Origin of the sequence: Sphingopyxis sp., from assembly GCF_035944815.1 — a bacterium.
Lineage (GTDB): Bacteria > Pseudomonadota > Alphaproteobacteria > Sphingomonadales > Sphingomonadaceae > Sphingopyxis.
This window is the reverse complement of the sequence record NZ_DASZAU010000003.1, coordinates 146578-164347: the sequence shown is the minus strand read 5'-3', so window position 1 is coordinate 164347 and position 17770 is coordinate 146578. Positions and strand designations below refer to the sequence as shown.

The window sequence follows — 17770 nt, the reverse complement described above, 5'->3', positions numbered from 1 at the left end:
GGTCAGAAATCCTTGCTGACCTTGATCCCGATCAGGCGCGGACGGATGACATTGTCGTAAAAGACGCCGCCGTTCGCCGTGTCGTCGAAGGCGTCGCCGCAGATCGTTTCGCCGCACTGGACCGCGCTGTTGATGACGCCGCGGCTGTTGAACAAATTGGTGGCGAACAGTTCGGCATTCCAGTCTTCGCCCTTGATGCCGAAGCTGAGGTCGACGGTGGTATAGGCCTTGTAGTTGCCGACGATGTCGTTTTCGAAGGTGCGCAAGTCCGACCGTCGCTTGCCGATATGATTGACCGCAAACTGGAAGTGGCCATCGTTGCCGACCAACGGGAACTCATAGCGCGCGACGGCATTGCCCTTGAACTTCGCGGTGACCGGCAAGCGCGATCCCGACGGCGCGAGCTCGGCGTTGCCGGGCGTCGTGCAATCGAAGGCCGCATTGGCGATCGCGCAGAAGTCGCGGCGGATCGTCGCATCATTATAGCTGCCGCCAAAGCTCAGCGTCAGGCCGCCGGCCCGATAGTTGAGGTCGGCCTCGATCCCGCGAATGCGCGCGATGCCCGCGTTGCGGACCTCGCTCAGCCCGTTCGCGCCGAGAAAGGACAGCTGGATATTGTTCCAGTCCTCCTGATAGATCGCGCCGTTGAAGCGGACATCGCCGAAGCTGGTTTTCCACCCCGCCTCATAATTGTCGAGCCTGTCGGACCCGTAGGGCGGCAGCGAACCGCGCCGGTTGATCCCGCCCGGGCGGAAACCGCGCGACCAGGTCGCATAGACCATCACATCGTCGGTGAATTTATAGGTCAGGTTCAGCTTGTGGATGAAGTCGGTCTTCTTCGTCCGCTTGTCGAGGTTGGTGCAGGGCGAGCCCGCGACGACCGCCGGTCCCTGGCACGCATAGACCGGATTGCTGCTGAAACCGGGGTTGTTGTAACCGAAGAATCCGACCAAGCTGTTGTCGAACTTGTACACGCGGCCGCCGCCGGTCAGCGTCAGCTTGTCGGTGATGTCGAAGCTGAGTTCGCCGAACGCGGCATAGTCGCGGTCGACGCGCAGCTGCTTGGTCAGCCAGATATTGTCGTCGGTGCCGGGCACCTGAATATCGTCCGAAATATCGTCGATGATATAATGTTGTTCGATATTGTGCGACTGGCGCTGCCAGAACAGCCCGCCGATGAAGCGGATGCGCGCATCGGCGGGTGAGGCGACGCGAATTTCGCCGAAGCTGCGCTTATAGCGATCGATGCCCTGAATATATTGGTTCGGGCTGACGAGGTCGCCGTCATTGTCGTAGAAATAGGCGCCCGACCCGTTGATCGCGTCATAAAAATAGGCGTAGTCCGAATAGTCGCTGTCGGTCAGCGTCTTGCGGCGCAGGTGGCCGCCGGTGACCGTCAGGTCCCAGTTGCCGATCTTGCCCTCGATCGTGAGCGCCGCCTGGATCCATTTATCGTCGCTGCGTTCGGGGTTGTACTGCACCGTCTGCAGGCTGCGGCTGACCGCGGCCGACCGTTCCTGCGCAAAGCTGCCATTGGCTTTCTGGATCTGGCCCATCAGCGTCGGGCGGATCGTCCAGTCGTCGTCGAGTTCGATGCCGAGCGCGAGGCGCGCGCCATAGGTGTCGACGTCGTTGTAATCCTTTTCGACGAAGGGCGCATTATTCTGCGTGATGCCGCTGGTCGGATAGGTGCGGCTGCCCGCGATATTGTCGATATAGCCGGCGTCGTGCCGGTACCAGGCCACAAGGCGCAGCGCCGCGCGTTCGCTCAGCGCCGCGTTGATAAAGCCTTCGGCGACGCCGCCGATGCCGCCGCTCGAAACGGTGTTGAGTTCGAGGCCGGCCGATCCATAGGTCCCGCTGGTGTCGGGCTTGTTGGTGACCAGCTTGATCGTCCCCGCCATCGAACTGGCGCCGTACAGCGTGCCCTGCGGGCCGGCGAGCGCCTCGACGCGCGCGAGGTCATAGGCATGGATGTCGAGCGCGCCCTGAATGGTCGTGATCGGCATTTCGTCGAGATAGGTGCCGACGGTCGGCAGCGAGGTCGAGTGGTTGGCGTTCTCGCCCGATGCGACGCCGCGGAAATAGACCTGACTGAACCCCGGCGCGAGCGTCTGGATCGTCACCGACGGCAGGAATTTGACGACGTCCTGAAATTCCTTGACCTGCAATTCGCTCAGCCGCTCGGTCCCGATCGCAGTGATCGCCAGCGGCACATCCTGCAGATTTTCTTCACGTTTCGAAGCGGTAACGACGATGTCCCGATCGTCGTCGGTGTTGGCTTGCTGCGCGAACGCGGTGCCCGACGTGCACAATATCGTGCTGCCGAGCAGGAGCGCGCCGCCTTTGGTAAGCACTGCCGATAGTTTCCGCATGGAATCCCCCTCAAATGACAGTCGTGTGACGGAGAATGACGCGGCGCGGCGCAAGCGCAAGCATTGTTGTGCAGCGCAGCGGTTGTTGGTCGAAAATGTCGCCTGCTGTTGCCCAAAGGCAACGTTTTGTCGTCGCGCCGGTCAGCCGAATTCGGCAGGCGCGGCGGGATAGGCGCCGAGGACGGGGCCGAGCGCTTGCCGGAGCGGCCCCAGCCATTGGTCGTAGGGCCGCCACTGATCGACGCCGTCGCGGTTGATCGGCCGGCGCACCTGTTCACTCGACGCCGTGCGCACCGCGCGGGCATTGCTGTGAAAGGAAAGGCAGGCCTCTTCGAACGGCTGGTCCAGGAACGCGAGCAGCGCGCGCACTTCGGCCTCGGGCTCGTCGAGCAGTGCCTCGTGGATCACGCGGTGGACCCGTCCCGACTGGACCGCGTCGATATGCGCCATCAGGCGGACATAGTCGCGATAATAGCCGCCGACATCGGCGAGGCCGTAGCTGAAGGACTGCCCCTTGGCATAATGCTGGCGAAAATTGGAGAAGCAGCAATCGAGCGGATGCCGCCGCGCGTCGATGATCTTCGCATTCGGCAGGACGACGCGGATGAAGGCGGTGTAGAGCCAGTTGTTCGGCAGCTTGTCGATATAGAAGGGCTTGCCGGTCTTGCGCTGGACCGCGGTGCGCTGGAGGAAGGCCGTGCCCATTTCAGCAAGCGTTTTGGGCGGCGCTTCGACCAGCGCGTCGATCCAGCGCCGGCCATCGTCATATTTCTCGCGGCCAAGCCCGAGCGCGAGCGCGGGAATGTCGGGCAGCTCCATCGTGCCTTCGATCGCCGAATGGCTGCTAAGGATCTGCTCGATCAGCGTCGATCCGGCGCGCGGCATGCCGAGGATGAAGACCGGGTCGGGCGCGGGAGCACCGGCATCGGTGCGTGCGGCGAAGAATTCAGGCGTGCAGGCGGCGATGATCGCATCGACCGCCGCGCTCGTCTCGGCGGCGCGATAGCCGAGCTGGGCGGAGCGGATCGCGTTGCCCGCGGCATAATGGCGGAACGCCGGTTCATGCTCGGCGGCATCGTCATACGCCTTGCCGAGCGCGAAATGCAGGTGCAGCCGGTCGTCGGCGCGCGCATCGCTGTCGGTCCCGCTGCCGATGTCGTCGAGTGCGTTTTCCATCGCGCTACGGTCGTCGGCGCCAAAGCGGATCGTCTTGAGATTGGCGAGGCTCCACCAGATTTCGCCGAGCCCTGGATCGGCGGCGAGCGCGCGGCGATAGGCGGCGATGCTGGCGTCCTGCCGTCCCACCGTCTTCAGCATATGGCCGTAGCTCATCCACAGCTTGGCATGCGCGGGAAAGCGGCGGGTCAGTTCTTCGTAGAGCGCGAGCGCTTCGTCATAGCCGCCGATCCGGCCCAGCGCGGCGGCGCGCAAATTGGCGTGCGCGGGATTGTCGGGATCGCCCGCGAGCACCGCATCGAGCGTTTCGGCGGCCTCGGCAAAGCGGTTTTGCTTGTAATAGACCGTCGCCAGATTGGCGCGCGCCGCCCCAAACCCCGGCGCAAGTTGCAGCGCGCGCGACAGCAATTTTTCGGCGTCCTCATAGCGTCCGATCCGCCCCGCGACCTCGGCGAGCATGCGGATCGCGGCGACGTCGGTCGCATCCTCGCGCAGTCGCTGGCGCAGCGCGCTCTCGGCATCGGGCAGCCGGTCCTCGGCGAGCGCGAGCGCGGCATCGACCATCGTCTCGTCGTGGATCGTCGCGCCGACGGCATCGAGCGATGCGGCCTGCGCCGCTTCCGCGCGGCCCAGCGCGCGCAGGGCATGGGCGGCGAGGCGATGCGCCGCCGCCGATGTCGGGACGGCGTCGATGATCGCCTGCGCCTGCGCGAGCGCGGCGGCCGGCTCTGCAGTCAGCAGGCGGCGGGCGTTGGCGAGCGCTTCATCGTGCGAGACCGTCGCCATGCCCGCGTCGCTCAGCTTTTCGCCGTGCGGGCCTTTGCGACCGCCTGCTTCAACGCATCATAACCGATCTGGCCCTGGAACAGCTGGTCGCCGACGATCCAGGTCGGGGTGGCGTTGAGCTGGAGCTGCGTCGCGATTGCGAGGTTGCTGTCGAGCTCGCGCTGGAAGAGCGCCTCGTTCGCGGTTGCGTCGGCGCTGCCGTCGGTGACGACCCCGACCTTTTCCGCCGCGGCGGCGATCGCCGCCTTGTCGAGCGAACCCGCGGCGAACATCGCATGATGGAATGCGTCATATTTGCCCTGCCGCGCGGCGGCGAGCGCCATGATCGCGGCGTCGCGGCTTTGCGGCGCGATGATCGGCAGTTCGCGGAACACGACCTTCAGGCGCTTGTCCTCGCGGATCAGCCGGTCGACGTCGGGCACGCTGGCGCGGCAGAAGCCGCAGGCATAGTCGGTGAACACGACCAACGTGACGTCGCCGTCGGCATTGCCCGCCCACGCGCCGGCATAGGGCTTCTCGAGCGCGGGACGAATCTGGTCGATCGCCTTGGCGATTTCCTGCCTGCGTTGCGCCTCGAGCGCTTCGGGAATGATCTGCGGGTTCGCCTTGATATAGTCGGCGACTACGCTCTCGACCTCGCTCTTGCTCATCCCGCCGCCGAAACGCCCGCCGAGCCAGAAAACGACGGCGAGCAGGAGGATCCCGCCGGCCGCGATGACCCATGGGCGCGTTGAAACGCCATCCATTCCCGTCCCCCTCACTTCCGGCAGCCGCTGTGCCGACATCGCTTTGGTCCCCGCGGCCTTTTTCGCCGGCTGTGCGATCGGCGAGCGGTCGTCGCCTTCCATCGGCACGGCCGGGCTCGCCGACGCGGGTTTCGCCATCGCCGGGATCGCCGCGTCGCCGGCGAACAGCGGCAGGTCGGGCGCGGCGGGCGCGTCCGCCTTGGCCGCTGCGGCCTCCTCGCGTGCGAGCAATTGTTCGAGCCCAGAGGGCGGCGGTGCCGGCTCCTCGCGCGGCGCCGGGCGCAACTTGCTGGCGGCATCGCCGATGCCGTCGCGGATGCTTTCGCCGCTTGCGCGGGCGATGTCGACGACGCCGGCCCTGGTCTTGCCCGCGACCTCGCCAAGTCCGCGTCCGGCCTCGCTCGACAGCTTCCGCGCCTTGTCGCCGAGCGCCATCTTGTCCCACGCCTCGCCGCTGGCCCTGGCGGCCGCACGGCCAGCCTGCGCCGAACCGCGGCCTGCGGCGCGCGCGGCGCGCGCAGTCAGCGCCCCGGTCTTTGCGGCCAGTTCGCGCGATCGGCGCGGAATTTCCATCGCCTCGACGCGTGCGGGGATGTCGGCGCGGTCGCCGACGCGGATCGTCCAGTCGGCGAATGCCTCGGCGCCGTTCTGGATGCGATCCCACAGATTCGCTGCGCTCGCCTTGATCGCCTCGGGCTTCACCAGCGGATCGCGGGGTTTTTCGGGTGCGTTATAGCGCGTCAGGTCGATGCCGACCGGGGGTTCGTCTTTCGGCTTCGCCAGCCCTTCGTCGGGTCGCGGCGCGCCCATGCCCGGCGTCGGCGCGGGGTCGCGCAGCCAAGGCTGGTAATAATCGTCTTTTTTGTCAGTCACTTGTTGCCCTTGCGCATCGGTATTGGCGATGCAGTTCCCGCATTGTTCCGGTGAATCTAGCGCCGTTTGCGCTCGCGTTCCACCTCGGCGCGAGCGACCAGCGAAATATCCTGTGCACGGATCCAGTCGGGCGACCCCTGGGGCAGCCCCTGCATCGCCGTTTCGGCATTACGCAGCGCCAGCCCCGCCTGTCCACCCTCGAGGCTGTACCGTTCCGCCGAGGCGAGCGCGGCGCGCGCCTGATCGCCCTTGTTCGCATAGACGATGCCGAGCTGGTACCAGGCAAAGGGATTCTGGTTGTCGAGCGCGACCGCGGTCTTGAGCACTTCCTCGGCCTCGACGAAATTGGCGGGGTCCTCGGTCGCGATCAGCGCATGGCCCAGCGTCGCGCTGATCAGCGGCTGCGACCGCGATCGCGCAACCGCCTTGCGCAGCGCCGGGATCGCCTCCTTGGGGCGGCCCGATTCGAGCAGGACCTGTCCTTCGAGTTCGAGGAAATAGGGGTCGTCGGGGTTGGTGGCGAGCAGGCCCTCGACCTCGGCGAGCGCTTTTTGCGGGTAAGCGCTCTTGTGCCAGGCATAAGCGCGGGCATAGCGCGCCGGGATGCTGCTGTTGCTTTCGGGGAACTGGCGGAGCGTCCGGTCGGGGTCGGACATATAGCCCGACAGCTTGGCCTTGATCCGCTGGAACCGCTTTTCGATCGCCGGGTCGGCGGGCTTGTTCCACGCCGGATCGACCACATAGACTTCGCGCAGCGTCTGGATACGATCGCCCGACATCGGGTGGGTCCGGCCATAGGCCTGATCGTCGTCCTGCTTCACCGCATAGCGAAATTCGAGATTCTGGAGCTTCTTGAAGAAAGCCAGGCTGCCGCGGCCGCTGATCCCCGCCTTCGACAGATATTGCGCGCCGGCGGCGTCGGCGGTCGATTCCTGGACGCGGCTGAACGCGAGAAACTTGCCGAGCGCGGCCTGCTGGCCCGCCATCATGATCCCCATTCCCGCCTCGCCGCCGCCCGCCGCGATCGCCGCCGCGCCGAGCAGCAGGCTGAGCAGCGAGATGTTCGTCGCCGCCTTGGCGCCGTCGTTCACGCGGATCGCGTGGCCGCCCATCACATGGCCGAGTTCGTGCGCGAGCACGCCCTGCACCTCTTCGGCGCTGTCGGCGGCTTCGATCAGCCCGCTGAAAACATAGATGTCCTGGCTGCCCGCGACGAAGGCGTTGATGCTGCGGTCGCCAAGCAGGTGGACGCGGACCTGTCCGGGCTGCAGCCCCGCCGCGACGAGCAACGGGTCCATCATGTCCTGGAACAGGGCCTCGGTTTCGGCATCGCGCAGGATCGACTGCGCGGCTGCCGGGCGCATCGCTATGGCGAACATCGCCAGCAAGGTGAGGACGATACGGAAAATGGTGCGCGGCCTTGGCGCGCCGAACAGGGTCTGCGGCGGGAAAGCGGTCATCCCCGCGTCTCTTGCGCCGCGCGCCTGAACCCCAAGTGAAGCCATGGGGGCTTATTGGGGGTCGGGTCGCGCGGACGCAAGATCAGCTTGCGATTTCTGCGATCAATTGCCGCGGTTCAATTGCCAAACGTGCGCTGCCACCAGCCGCGGCGCGGTTCGCCGTCGGGGCCTTCGCCCTCGGCCGCCACCGGTTCGGCTTCGCCGGCGGTCGCGGGTTCGGCTGCCGCTTCGGCAGCGACCGCCTTTTTCGCGCGGCTCGCACGCTTCTTGGGCGCGGGCTTGGCGGGTTCGGGCTCGGCTTCCGCCGCTTCGGGCGCGGGCGCTTCGAGGGCCGGGGCTTCGGCGGTTTCCGTAGCTTCGGCTTCGGCGGCCGCAGCGGCCTTCGTCTTGCGCGGGGCGCGTTTGCGCTTCGGCTTTTCCTCGGCAACCGGGGCTTCTTCGGCAACCGGCTCGGCCGCTTCCACAACCTCTGCGGGTGCTTCGGCTTCGGCCGCGACCTCGTCGGCAGTCTCTACCGCATCGGCCTTCTTGCGACCGCGTCCGCCACGGCGACGACGCGGCTTCGCATCGGCCTCTTCGGCCTCCGCTTCGACAGCGTCTTCGGCTGGAGCGGCGACGACATCGTCGGCTTCGCCCGCTTCGCTTTCGCCTTCCTCGCCGTCTTCGACGACATCGCCGGCTTCGCTGCCCTCCTCGTCACGGCGGCCGCGGCGGCCACGGCGGCGGCGGCGGCGGCGCTTGCGGCCCTCGCCGTCGCCTTCGCCATCGGCCTCTTCGCGGTCACGCGAACGGGCGGGGCGCTCTTCGGCCGCCTCTTCTTCGGCGTCTTCTTCCTCATCCTCGGGGAAGTCGTCGTCCTCATCATCCTCGATCGGCGCGATGGGGGCAAAGCTGCGGCGCGCGATCGGCGGCGGGCCGCTGACCTCGACCGCCATCCGCGCACCCTCGGTTTCGCCGTCGGGCAGGATTTCGACCGAAACGCCGTAAAGCTCCTCGATCTCGCGCAGTTCGCGGCGCTTTTCGTTGAGCAGGTAGAAGGTCGCTTCCTGGCTCGCGCGCAGGGTGATCTTGTTGCCCTTGCCGCGCGCGGCTTCTTCTTCGATCAGGCGCAGCGCGCTGAGCCCTGCCGACGATGCGGTGCGGACAAGGCCGGTGCCTTCGCAATGCGGGCACGGGCGCGTCGATGCTTCGAGCACGCCGGTACGCAGGCGCTGGCGGCTCATCTCCATCAGGCCAAAGCCCGAGATGCGGCCGACCTGGATGCGCGCGCGATCATTCTTCAGCGCGTCCTTCATCGCGCGTTCGACCTTGCGGACGTTCGAGCCATGATCCATGTCGATGAAGTCGATCACGACGAGGCCCGCCATGTCGCGCAGGCGGAGCTGGCGGGCGATCTCGGCCGCGGCCTCGAGGTTGGTGCTGAGCGCGGTCTGCTCGATATTATGCTCGCGCGTCGAGCGGCCCGAGTTGATGTCGATCGACACCAAAGCCTCGGTCGGGTTGATCACCAGATAACCGCCCGATTTCAGCTGGACGACGGGATTGAGCATCCCGGCGAGCTGGTCCTCGACGCCGTAGCGCTGATAGAGCGATACCGGGTCGGCATATTGCTTCACGCGCCGCGCGTGGCTCGGCATCAGCAGTTTCATGAACTGCTTCGCCGCCTTATAGCCCTCATCGCCCTCGACGAGCACTTCCTCGATATCCTTGTGATAGATATCGCGGATCGCGCGTTTGACGAGGTCGCTGTCCGAATGAATCAGCGCCGGGGCGCTCGAGCCCAGCGTATTCTCGCGAATCTCGTCCCACAGGCGGGCGAGATAGTCGAAGTCGCGCTTGATCTCGACCTTGGTGCGGCTCATCCCCGCGGTGCGGACGATGCAGCCCATCGTCGGCGGCAGGTTGAGCTCGTCGATCATCGCCTTCAGCTTGCGGCGATCGGCACCGTTCGAAATCTTGCGGCTGATCCCGCCGCCGTGCATCGTATTGGGCATCAGCACGCAATAACGGCCGGCGAGCGACAGATAGGTGGTGAGCGCGGCGCCCTTGTTGCCGCGCTCTTCCTTGACGACCTGCACCAGCATCACCTGGCGGCGACGGATGACGTCCTGGATCTTGTAGCGGCGGCGCAGCGACATGCGGCTTTCGCCGTCCTCCTCGTCGCCCCGGCGGCTGCGCCCGCGGCCCCGGCCGCCCTTGCGGCCGTCCCGCCCGCGGCGCTTGCGGTCGCTGCGGCCATCCTTGCCCTCTTCGGCGCCCTCTTCGCCTTCGCCGTCTTCGGCATCGCCATTCTCGGCGCCGTCTTCCTCGTCGCCCTCGGCGTCTTCGCCGATGGTTTCGGGGGCGGGGGCGTCGCCATTTTCGTCGTCGTGGTATTCGACGTCGGCGACATCGCCTTCGAGCTCGTCGAGGTCTTCCTCGGCGCGCTGGGCAGCGGCGGCGGCGTGCTCGGCCTCTTCGCGCAGCAGCGCGTCGCGGTCTTCCTTCGGAATCTGGTAATAGTCGGGGTGGATTTCGCTAAAGGCGAGGAAGCCGTGGCGATTGCCGCCATATTCGACGAACGCCGCCTGCAGCGACGGTTCGACGCGGGTTACCTTGGCCAGATAGATATTGCCCTTGAGCTGCTTGTGCTCGGCGGACTCGAAATCAAACTCCTCGATGCGGTTTCCCTTGGTGACGGCGACCCGGGTTTCTTCCCGGTGCCGCGCGTCGATCAACATGCGCGTGGTCATTAGTTACACTCCAAGCGCGCCTCGGCGCGCCATCAAAAAATCCCGCGAACAGCCCCGAAGGGTTGCTGCGGCGGATATGGGTGAAAAGGAAAAAGACGTTATTGCCGCGGGGGGCCTGCGTCCGGTCGTGGACGCGCATGCGGTCTTCATATCCGGCGACGACCGGGGCGAAAGCGCCCGCGTCGCGAATAGAAGAGGGCATGGCAAGCCTCATGCGGCATCAACCTGTTACGGGATGAGCGGGCGGGCAGGGCGGGCGTCATGCGAACGCCCCGACTGTCCGGTCAACCGGGTGGACTGGCGGCAGGTCGTCCTTCCCCGCATGTCCGGCGCCAAGGCGGCCATGTTCCGCATATTTGCGGAGCAGGCCTTCCCCTCAAAAGGCCGGACGGCACCGGGAACGACACCGTCAGTGAGGGCGTGCTAGCATCGGCATGTCCCGACGGCAACCACAACCAAGGCACAAAGATAGGATCGCCGCGTGGTGTTGCAATTATGCCGATCCGTCGGATCATGCTGAATCGCCGGTTAACCCTGCCGATTGACCGGGGTTTGACACCCGATGGCTAATGTCCGGTTCACGACATCCTGCCGCCGGGGGCCTCATGTTTTCGAATAAGCACTGGACCATCGCCGCGCGCTGGCGGCATAGAAGCGTCATGGGCCCGCTCTTCGTCCTGATGGCCATGATGGCGAATCCCGCGGCGGCGCTGGCGGGGCAAATCGGCGCGGTCGAAATCGGCGATTCGGAAATCACGCTGCGCTTCGACGATGTTGTCGCGGGGGCCTCATCCTTCCTTCTGGCAGGCCCGGACCGCATCGCGCTCGACATCGCGGGCGCGCAGGTCGGCCGGTCGGCGGCGGGCGGCGGCCTCGTTCGTGCGGTGCGGCAGGGACAGACGGCGCCCGATACGGCGCGGATCGTCCTCGACCTCGCGCGGCCGGCGGTTGTGTCGGGCGGGCGTTTCGCGGCCGACGGGCGCAGCCTGACCTTCCAGCTCCGCCCCGTGTCGGCGGGCGAATTCGAACGCGCCTCGCGCAGTCCGCGCACCATCTTGCAGCCACCCGCCGGTTTTCGCGCCAAGCCGCCTGAAAAACGATACAGCGTGACGGTGCCGATCGGCAAACCCAAGCCCGCGGTCGCGCTTCCGCGCATCGAGGGGCCGGACAATGATCGCCTGCCGCTCGTCGTGATCGACGCGGGGCACGGCGGGCATGATCCCGGCGCGATCAGCCCGCACAGCGGCAAGCGCGAAAAGGACATCACCCTCGCGCTCGCCCGCGCGATCCGCGACGACCTGCTCGCTTCGGGGCGCGTGCGCGTCGCATTGACGCGTGCCGATGACCGTTTTCTGGTGCTCGAGGAACGTTTCGGCATCGCGCGGCGGCTCAAGGCCGACCTGTTCATCTCGGTCCACGCCGATGCCGCCGAGAATCAGCAGGCGAGCGGCGCATCGATCTATACGCTGTCCGAGGTCGCGTCCGATCGCGAGGCCGCGCGGCTCGCGGCGCGCGAGAACAAGGCCAATGTGATCAACGGCGTCGACCTTGGCGCGCACAGCGGCGACGTATCGGCGATCCTGCTAGACCTCACCCAGCGCGAGACGATGAACGTTGCATCCGATTTCGCCCGGCTGCTCCAGCGCGAGGCGTCGGACGGTGTCAAATTCCGCACGAGCGCGCACCGCTTCGCCTCGTTCATCGTGCTCAAGGCACCCGATACGCCCTCGGTCCTGTTCGAAACCGGCTTCATTTCGAACAAGGATGATGCCGAATTCCTCGCGTCGGCAGCGGGCCAGAAAAAGGTCGCGCGCGGTGTTCGCGACGCGGTGCAAATTCATTTCGCACGGCAGATCGCGGCGCGCTGAGGCGCCCTCTCCGGCAATAATATAGTCTTGACTAACTTTTCTTTCGCGAACAGCGTTGCGGCGCTGGTTTCGGGAGAAGAGGCATGGCGTGGAGCAACTGGTCGGGCAGCGTGACGGCGGCCGCGCAAATCGCACGCCCGCAAAGCGAGGACGAACTCGCGATGCTCATACGCAGCGCGCACCGGCTGCGCGTCGCGGGGGCGGGGCACAGTTTCATGCCGCTGTGTGAATCGGACGAACTGATCGTCAGCCTCGACGATCTGGCGGGCGCGATCCATGTCGCCGCCGATCGGCAGAGCGCGCGTATCCCGGCGGGCTGGAGCATTCGCCGACTGACCGCGGCGCTGTGGGAGGAAGGGCTGGCGCTCGCCAACCAGGGCGACGTCAATCCGCAGTCGCTCGCGGGCGCGATGGCGACGGGCACGCACGGCACCGGAACCGACCTCGGTTCGCTGTCGACCTTCGCGCGCGGCTTCCGGCTGGTCGGGGCCAATGGCGAGGCGCATTGGTGCGACGCCGACACCAACGCCGACCTGTACCAGGCGCAGCGCCTGTCGCTCGGCCTGTTCGGTATCGCGACCGAGATCGAGGTCGCGGTCGTTCCCGCCTTCCACCTCGCCGAACGGATCGAAAAGCGCCGCTGGTCCGAAATCCGCGAGAGCTATGACGAACTCGCGCAGCAGCACCGTCATATCGAATTCTGGTTTTTCCCGCACAGCGACCATGTGATCGTGAAAACACTCGACCTTTGCGATCCGTGCGACCCGCCGCCGAGCACGACCGATATGGACGAGGCGACCTTCCGGCGCATTCTCGATATTGCCGCCCGGCTGCCGTTCCTCACGCCCTTCTTGCAACGGGCGATGATGAAAAGCGGCATTGCGGGCCGCCGTCGCGGCCCCGCGTACAGCATCTTCCCCTCCGACCGGACGCTGCGGTTCGAGGAAATGGAATATGAAATGCCGCGCGCCGCCGGGCTCGACGCGCTCGACGAAGTCGTCGGCTGGATACGGCGGAAACGGTTGCCCGTCACCTTTCCCTTCGAATATCGCGTCGTCGCCGCCGACGATATCTGGATGAGCCCGATGAACGCGGGTCCCGTCGCGGCGATCTCGATGCACCAATATGCGAAAATGCCTTGGGCCGGCCTGTTTGCCGGCGCCGAAACCATCTTTCGCGGCGCCGGCGGCCGGCCGCACTGGGCGAAGCGTCACACATTGAACCGCGCCGACGTCGCGGCGCTTTACCCGATGGCGGGGCGCTATACCGCGGTGCGCCGCGCGGCCGACCCGGCCGGCAAATTTCTCAATCCGCATCTGGAGGCCTTGTTCGCATGACGACCGACCGTGAATTGCACGACCATCTGATCGGCCGGCAGGGCTCGCGCGCCGACCTCAACACCCCGGCGCTCATCCTCGATATCGATGCGCTCGACCGCAATATCGCGGCGATGGCGACGCTCGCCGCTAGCCATGGCGTCGCGCTGCGCCCGCACGCCAAGACGCACAAGAGCGTCGATATCGCGTTGCGCCAGATCGCCGCGGGCGCGGTAGGCGTGTGCTGCGCGAAGATCGGCGAGGCCGAGGTGCTGGCCGCTGGCGGGGTGCCGGGCATCCTCATCACCTCGCCCGTCGCGGCGCCCGCCGCGATCGACCGCCTCGCGAAACTGGCAAAGACCGCGGACCGCCTGATGGTGGTGGTCGATCATCCCGCGGTCGCGGGGCGGATCGATGCAGCGCTGGCGGCGGCGGGAGCGAAACTCGACGTCATCATCGATATCGACCCCGGCATCGCGCGCACCGGCGTCGCGTCGGCCGAAGCAGCGGTGGCGCTTGCGCAGGCAATCGCCGCCGCACCGAACCTTACCTGTCGCGGGGTGCAATTTTATTGCGGCTCGCAGCAGCATATCGAAAATTATGCCGAACGCCGCGCCGCGATCGCCGAGCGCACCGATTATCTGCAGGGCATCGTCGCGGCGCTGACCGACGCCGGTTTCGCGCCCGGCATCGTCACCGGCTCGGGCACCGGCACGCACCGCATCGACCTCGACCTCGGCGTTTTCACCGAATTGCAGGCGGGCAGCTATGTCTTCATGGACAAGCAATATCTCGACTGTGACCTGACCGGCGATGGTGCGGCGCCGTTCGAGGTGTCGCTCGGCGTCGACGCGCGCGTGGTCAGCGCGAACCACAGCGGCCTCGTCACCATCGACGCCGGATTCAAGTCGCTCTCGACCGACGGCGGCGTCGCGGTCGTCCGGCGCGGCGCCCCCGAAACCGCCTTTTTCGCTTTCATGGGTGACGAGCATGCCGCCTTGATCGCACCCGATATCGGCACGCAGCTCGAACCCGGCGATCCGGTCAGCCTGACGGTGCCGCACTGCGACCCGACCGTGAATCTCTATGACAGCTACCATGTCGTCGCGGGCGACACGCTGATCGACATCTGGCCGGTCGGCGCGCGCGGCCGCGCCCGGTGACGCTCGCCGTTCGCCAGCCGCCGCAACAGGATCGCGCGCGGCACACGCGCGAACGGCTGCTCGACGTCGCGGGGGCGCTGCTTGCCGAGGTCGGGGTCGACCGCATCTCGACGAACATGATCGCCGCGCGCGCGGGGCTGACCCCGCCTGCGCTCTATCGCTATTTCGACGACAAATATGCGGTGCTGGAGGCGCTGGGGCGGCGGCTGATGGATCGCCAGAATGCGGTGCTCGAACGCTGGATCGCCCGCCACGCGCCCGGCGGGCTCGCCGGCATGGCCGAACATATCGGCGACCTGCTGGCCGAAAATGCCGCGGTGACGCGTGCCGAACCGGGCGCGGTGTGGATCCTGCGCGCGCTGCACGCCTCGCCGCAGCTCGTGCATGTCCGGCTCGAATCGCATCGCCATGTGACCGACCGGCTGACCGATGCCTGCGCGCCGCAGCTTCCCGGCACCGAGCGCAAAATCCTCTGGTCGCGGCTGCGGCTCGCGGTCGAACTCGGCTTCGCCGCCGACGAAATGCTGTATGAGGAAGACCGGGTTTCCGTCGAAACGGTGCTGGCGCAGGTGGCCGCGACGCTGCGCTCCGTGCTGCTCGACCCGACGGACGGGGGCTAGTCGCGCGCCTCGCCGCAAGCATGCTTCCCTTTCGGCGACTCAGGCTTTAGAGGCGGGGACATATGGCCGCTGACAGTCCGCCCGATTTCCGCCTGCGCCTGCGCCTGCGCCGCGACAGCAATGCCGTCATCGCGTGGTTCCGCGATATGTGGACGCGGCGCTGGTTTCGCTGGCTGGGCTATCTTGCCCTCGCTGGCGCACTCTGCATCGCCCTGATCTGGGTGGTTTTCGCGCGCGACCTTCCGTCGGTCGACCAGCTACGCGACTATGAACCGGCACTGCCGACGATGGTCCGCGACGGCGAAGGCAAGCCAGTGCATGCCTATGCCCGCGACCGGCGCGTCCAGCTCGAATATAGCGAATATCCGCAGCTCCTGGTGCGATCCTTCCTCGCGGCCGAGGACAAGACCTTCTTCAGCCATGGCGGCATCGACTATCCGGGCATTGCGACCGCGATCGTCACCAACCTGACCAGCAGCGGGCGCCCCGTCGGCGCCTCGACGATCACCCAGCAGGTCGCGAAGAACCTGCTGCTGACCAACGAACTCAGCTATCGTCGCAAGGTGCGCGAAGCGATCCTCGCGATGCGCATCGAGGATGCGCTGACCAAGGAACAGATTCTCGAGCTTTATCTGAACGAAATCCCGCTCGGTCGGCGCAGCTTCGGGGTACAGGCCGCGAGCCGCGCCTATTTCGACAAGGATGTCGACCAGCTCCAGCTGCACGAGATGGCGTTCCTCGCGATCCTGCCCAAGGCGCCCGAAAAATACGGGCGCGCCCGTTTCGAGCGCGAGGCGCTGGCGCGCCGGAACTTCGTGCTGGGATCGATGGAAAGCAATGGCTGGATCACCGCCGCGCAGCGCGACGCCGCCCGCGCGATGCCGCTCGGTCTGACCAACAGCGGTAACACCGCGATCGCGCAGGTCGGCGGCTATTACATGGAAGAGGTGCGGCGCCAGCTGATTGCCCAGTTCGGCGAAACAGCCGAAAACGGTCCGCACAGCGTTTACGCTGGCGGTCTTTGGGTACGCACGCCCTATGACGGCAAGATGCAGCAGGGCGCGACGATGGCACTGCGTAAGGGGCTTCAGCGCTACGATGCGGGCAAGGGCTGGTCGGGCCCGATCGCGACGATCGAGGCCGACGACCAGTGGCAGAGCCGCCTTGCGTCGAGCTTCATCGGCATCGACTACGACAATTGGCGGGTTGCCGCCGTGCTGTCGAAATCGGCGGCGGGTGCGCGTATCGGCTTTGCCAATGGCGACACGGGCACGCTTCCCGCCAGTGCCGCGACAATGGGCTATCGCAAGACCGGCGGCAGCGCTTTTTCGGCGATGCGCCCGGGCGACCTGATCGTCGTCAAGTCCACCGGCGGCAGCGGCTACGCGCTGCGTAACATCCCGGAAGTGTCGGGCGGCATGGTCGTCGAAAGTCCACATTCGGGCCGCATCTATGCGATGCAAGGCGGCTTCGACGTCCGCCTGTCGCCCTTCAACCGCGCGACGCAAGCCGAACGCCAGCCCGGCTCGACGATCAAGCCCTTCGTCTACGCCGCCGCGCTCGACAATGGCATGACCCCGGCGACGATGATCGTCGACGGGCCTTTCTGCGTCTATCAGGGGGCGCGTTTCGGCAACAAATGCTTCCGCAACTTCGGTGGCGCGGGCGGCTCGGGCGAACATACGATGCGCTGGGGCCTCGAACAGTCGCGTAACCTGATGACGGTGCGTGCGGCGAGCCAGGTCGGCATGGAGCCGGTGGTCGAAATGATCGGCACGATGGGTATCGGCAAGCACGAGCCCTATCTTTCGACCGCGCTCGGCGCGGGTTCGACCACGGTCGAGAAGATCACCAATGCCTATGCGATGCTCGCCAATCACGGTCGCGCGCTGAAACCGCGCGTCATCGATTATGCGCAGGACCGCCGTGGCAAGGTCATCTTCCCCGCGAACTGGAAACCGTGCGAGGGTTGCAACAAGAAGGATTGGGACGGCCGGCCGATGCCGCGCTTTGCCAAGTCGGGCAAGCAGCTGATGGACCCGATCACCGCCTATCAGGTCGTCCACATGCTCGAAGGCGTCGTCCAGCGCGGCACTGCGGTGCGGCTGCGCGACCTCGGCGTGCCGCTGTTCGGCAAGACGGGGACGACCTCGGGCCCCAACGACGTCTGGTTCGTCGGCGGCACGCCCGACGTGATCGCGGGCATGTATATCGGCTTCGACCAGCCGCGCAGCATGGGCGGCTATGCGCAGGGCGGCAGCTATGCGGCGCCGATCTTCAAGGATTTCGCGCTCGCCGCGCTCGCCGATCGCCAGCCGGTTCCCTTTACCGCGCCCAAGGGCGTGCGCATGGTGCGTATCGATCGCCAGTCGGGCCGTCGCGTCTATGGCAGCTGGCCGGGCACCGATCCCAAGGCCTCGATCATCTGGGAGGCGTTCAAGCCCGAAAGCGAACCGCGCCGGACGATCCGCGAAGAGGAAATCAAGCCGATCAAGGCACCGAAGCGCTCCAGCGGCCCCGCGCAAAAGGGCACGACGGGCCGCACCGACAGCGATTTCCTCGACGACCGCGGCGGCATCATCTGACGTCGCGCACCGCCTTCCCCTGCGGCCTTTGAGGCCGTAAGGGCGGGACCAACATATTTCAGGAGCAAGG

Annotated in this window: 10 protein-coding genes; 5 read left to right on the top strand and 5 right to left on the bottom strand. The window is 66.5% G+C overall.

Annotated features, from left to right (window positions below):
- Positions 1–2 precede the first annotated feature (2 nt).
- The 5 genes from VGU00_RS04815 to VGU00_RS04795 all read right to left on the bottom strand — a co-directional run bounded on the left by VGU00_RS04815 (position 3) and on the right by VGU00_RS04795 (position 10148).
- Positions 3–2375 carry a TonB-dependent receptor gene (locus VGU00_RS04815; protein ID WP_327466050.1) on the bottom strand — a complete coding sequence of 791 codons (2373 nt, stop codon included), beginning with the start codon at positions 2373–2375 and terminating at the stop codon, positions 3–5.
- A 141-nt stretch (positions 2376–2516) separates the two neighbouring features.
- Complete coding sequence (locus tag VGU00_RS04810; RefSeq protein WP_327466048.1) at positions 2517–4337, bottom strand: tetratricopeptide repeat-containing sulfotransferase family protein; 1821 nt, start codon at positions 4335–4337, stop codon at positions 2517–2519.
- Between the two features lie 11 nt (positions 4338–4348).
- On the bottom strand, positions 4349–5956 hold the full coding sequence (locus VGU00_RS04805) for a DsbA family protein (RefSeq protein WP_327466046.1): 1608 nt from the start codon (positions 5954–5956) through the stop codon (positions 4349–4351).
- Positions 5957–6012: 56 nt separating this feature from the next.
- Positions 6013–7416: a M48 family metalloprotease gene (locus tag VGU00_RS04800; RefSeq protein WP_327466044.1), complete on the bottom strand. Its 1404-nt coding sequence runs from the start codon at positions 7414–7416 to the stop codon at positions 6013–6015.
- A gap of 116 nt (positions 7417–7532) precedes the next feature.
- Positions 7533–10148: a ribonuclease E/G gene (locus VGU00_RS04795; RefSeq protein WP_327466042.1), complete on the bottom strand. Its 2616-nt coding sequence runs from the start codon at positions 10146–10148 to the stop codon at positions 7533–7535.
- A 605-nt stretch (positions 10149–10753) separates the two neighbouring features.
- On the opposite strand from VGU00_RS04795, the gene VGU00_RS04790 reads away from it, so the two are divergent.
- The 5 genes from VGU00_RS04790 to VGU00_RS04770 all read left to right on the top strand — a co-directional run bounded on the left by VGU00_RS04790 (position 10754) and on the right by VGU00_RS04770 (position 17700).
- Positions 10754–12016, top strand: a complete 1263-nt coding sequence (locus tag VGU00_RS04790; RefSeq protein WP_414713501.1) for an N-acetylmuramoyl-L-alanine amidase — start codon at positions 10754–10756, stop codon at positions 12014–12016.
- Positions 12017–12099: 83 nt separating this feature from the next.
- On the top strand, positions 12100–13353 hold the full coding sequence (locus VGU00_RS04785; RefSeq protein ID WP_327466040.1) for a D-arabinono-1,4-lactone oxidase: 1254 nt from the start codon (positions 12100–12102) through the stop codon (positions 13351–13353).
- Positions 13350–14495 carry a DSD1 family PLP-dependent enzyme gene (locus VGU00_RS04780; protein WP_327466038.1) on the top strand — a complete coding sequence of 382 codons (1146 nt, stop codon included), beginning with the start codon at positions 13350–13352 and terminating at the stop codon, positions 14493–14495. Before VGU00_RS04785 ends, VGU00_RS04780 begins: the two co-directional genes overlap by 4 nt.
- On the top strand, positions 14492–15115 hold the full coding sequence (locus tag VGU00_RS04775) for a TetR/AcrR family transcriptional regulator (protein ID WP_327466035.1): 624 nt from the start codon (positions 14492–14494) through the stop codon (positions 15113–15115). Before VGU00_RS04780 ends, VGU00_RS04775 begins: the two co-directional genes overlap by 4 nt.
- A 62-nt stretch (positions 15116–15177) precedes the next feature.
- Entirely contained in the window at positions 15178–17700 is a 2523-nt protein-coding gene (locus VGU00_RS04770) for a penicillin-binding protein 1A (protein ID WP_327466033.1), read from the top strand.
- Positions 17701–17770: the final 70 nt, after the last annotated feature.

What these genes read in the sequence shown, in the direction of transcription:
- VGU00_RS04800 (WP_327466044.1), bottom strand. Translation starts at nt 7,416, where the DNA reads ATGACCGCTTTCCCGCCGCAGACCCTGTTCGGCGCGCCAAGGCCGCGC.
- VGU00_RS04790 (WP_414713501.1), top strand. Translation starts at nt 10,754, where the DNA reads ATGTTTTCGAATAAGCACTGGACCATCGCCGCGCGCTGGCGGCATAGA.
- VGU00_RS04770 (WP_327466033.1), top strand. Translation starts at nt 15,178, where the DNA reads ATGGCCGCTGACAGTCCGCCCGATTTCCGCCTGCGCCTGCGCCTGCGC.
- VGU00_RS04785 (WP_327466040.1), top strand. Translation starts at nt 12,100, where the DNA reads ATGGCGTGGAGCAACTGGTCGGGCAGCGTGACGGCGGCCGCGCAAATC.
- VGU00_RS04815 (WP_327466050.1), bottom strand. Translation starts at nt 2,375, where the DNA reads ATGCGGAAACTATCGGCAGTGCTTACCAAAGGCGGCGCGCTCCTGCTC.
- VGU00_RS04780 (WP_327466038.1), top strand. Translation starts at nt 13,350, where the DNA reads ATGACGACCGACCGTGAATTGCACGACCATCTGATCGGCCGGCAGGGC.
- VGU00_RS04810 (WP_327466048.1), bottom strand. Translation starts at nt 4,337, where the DNA reads ATGGCGACGGTCTCGCACGATGAAGCGCTCGCCAACGCCCGCCGCCTG.
- VGU00_RS04795 (WP_327466042.1), bottom strand. Translation starts at nt 10,148, where the DNA reads ATGACCACGCGCATGTTGATCGACGCGCGGCACCGGGAAGAAACCCGG.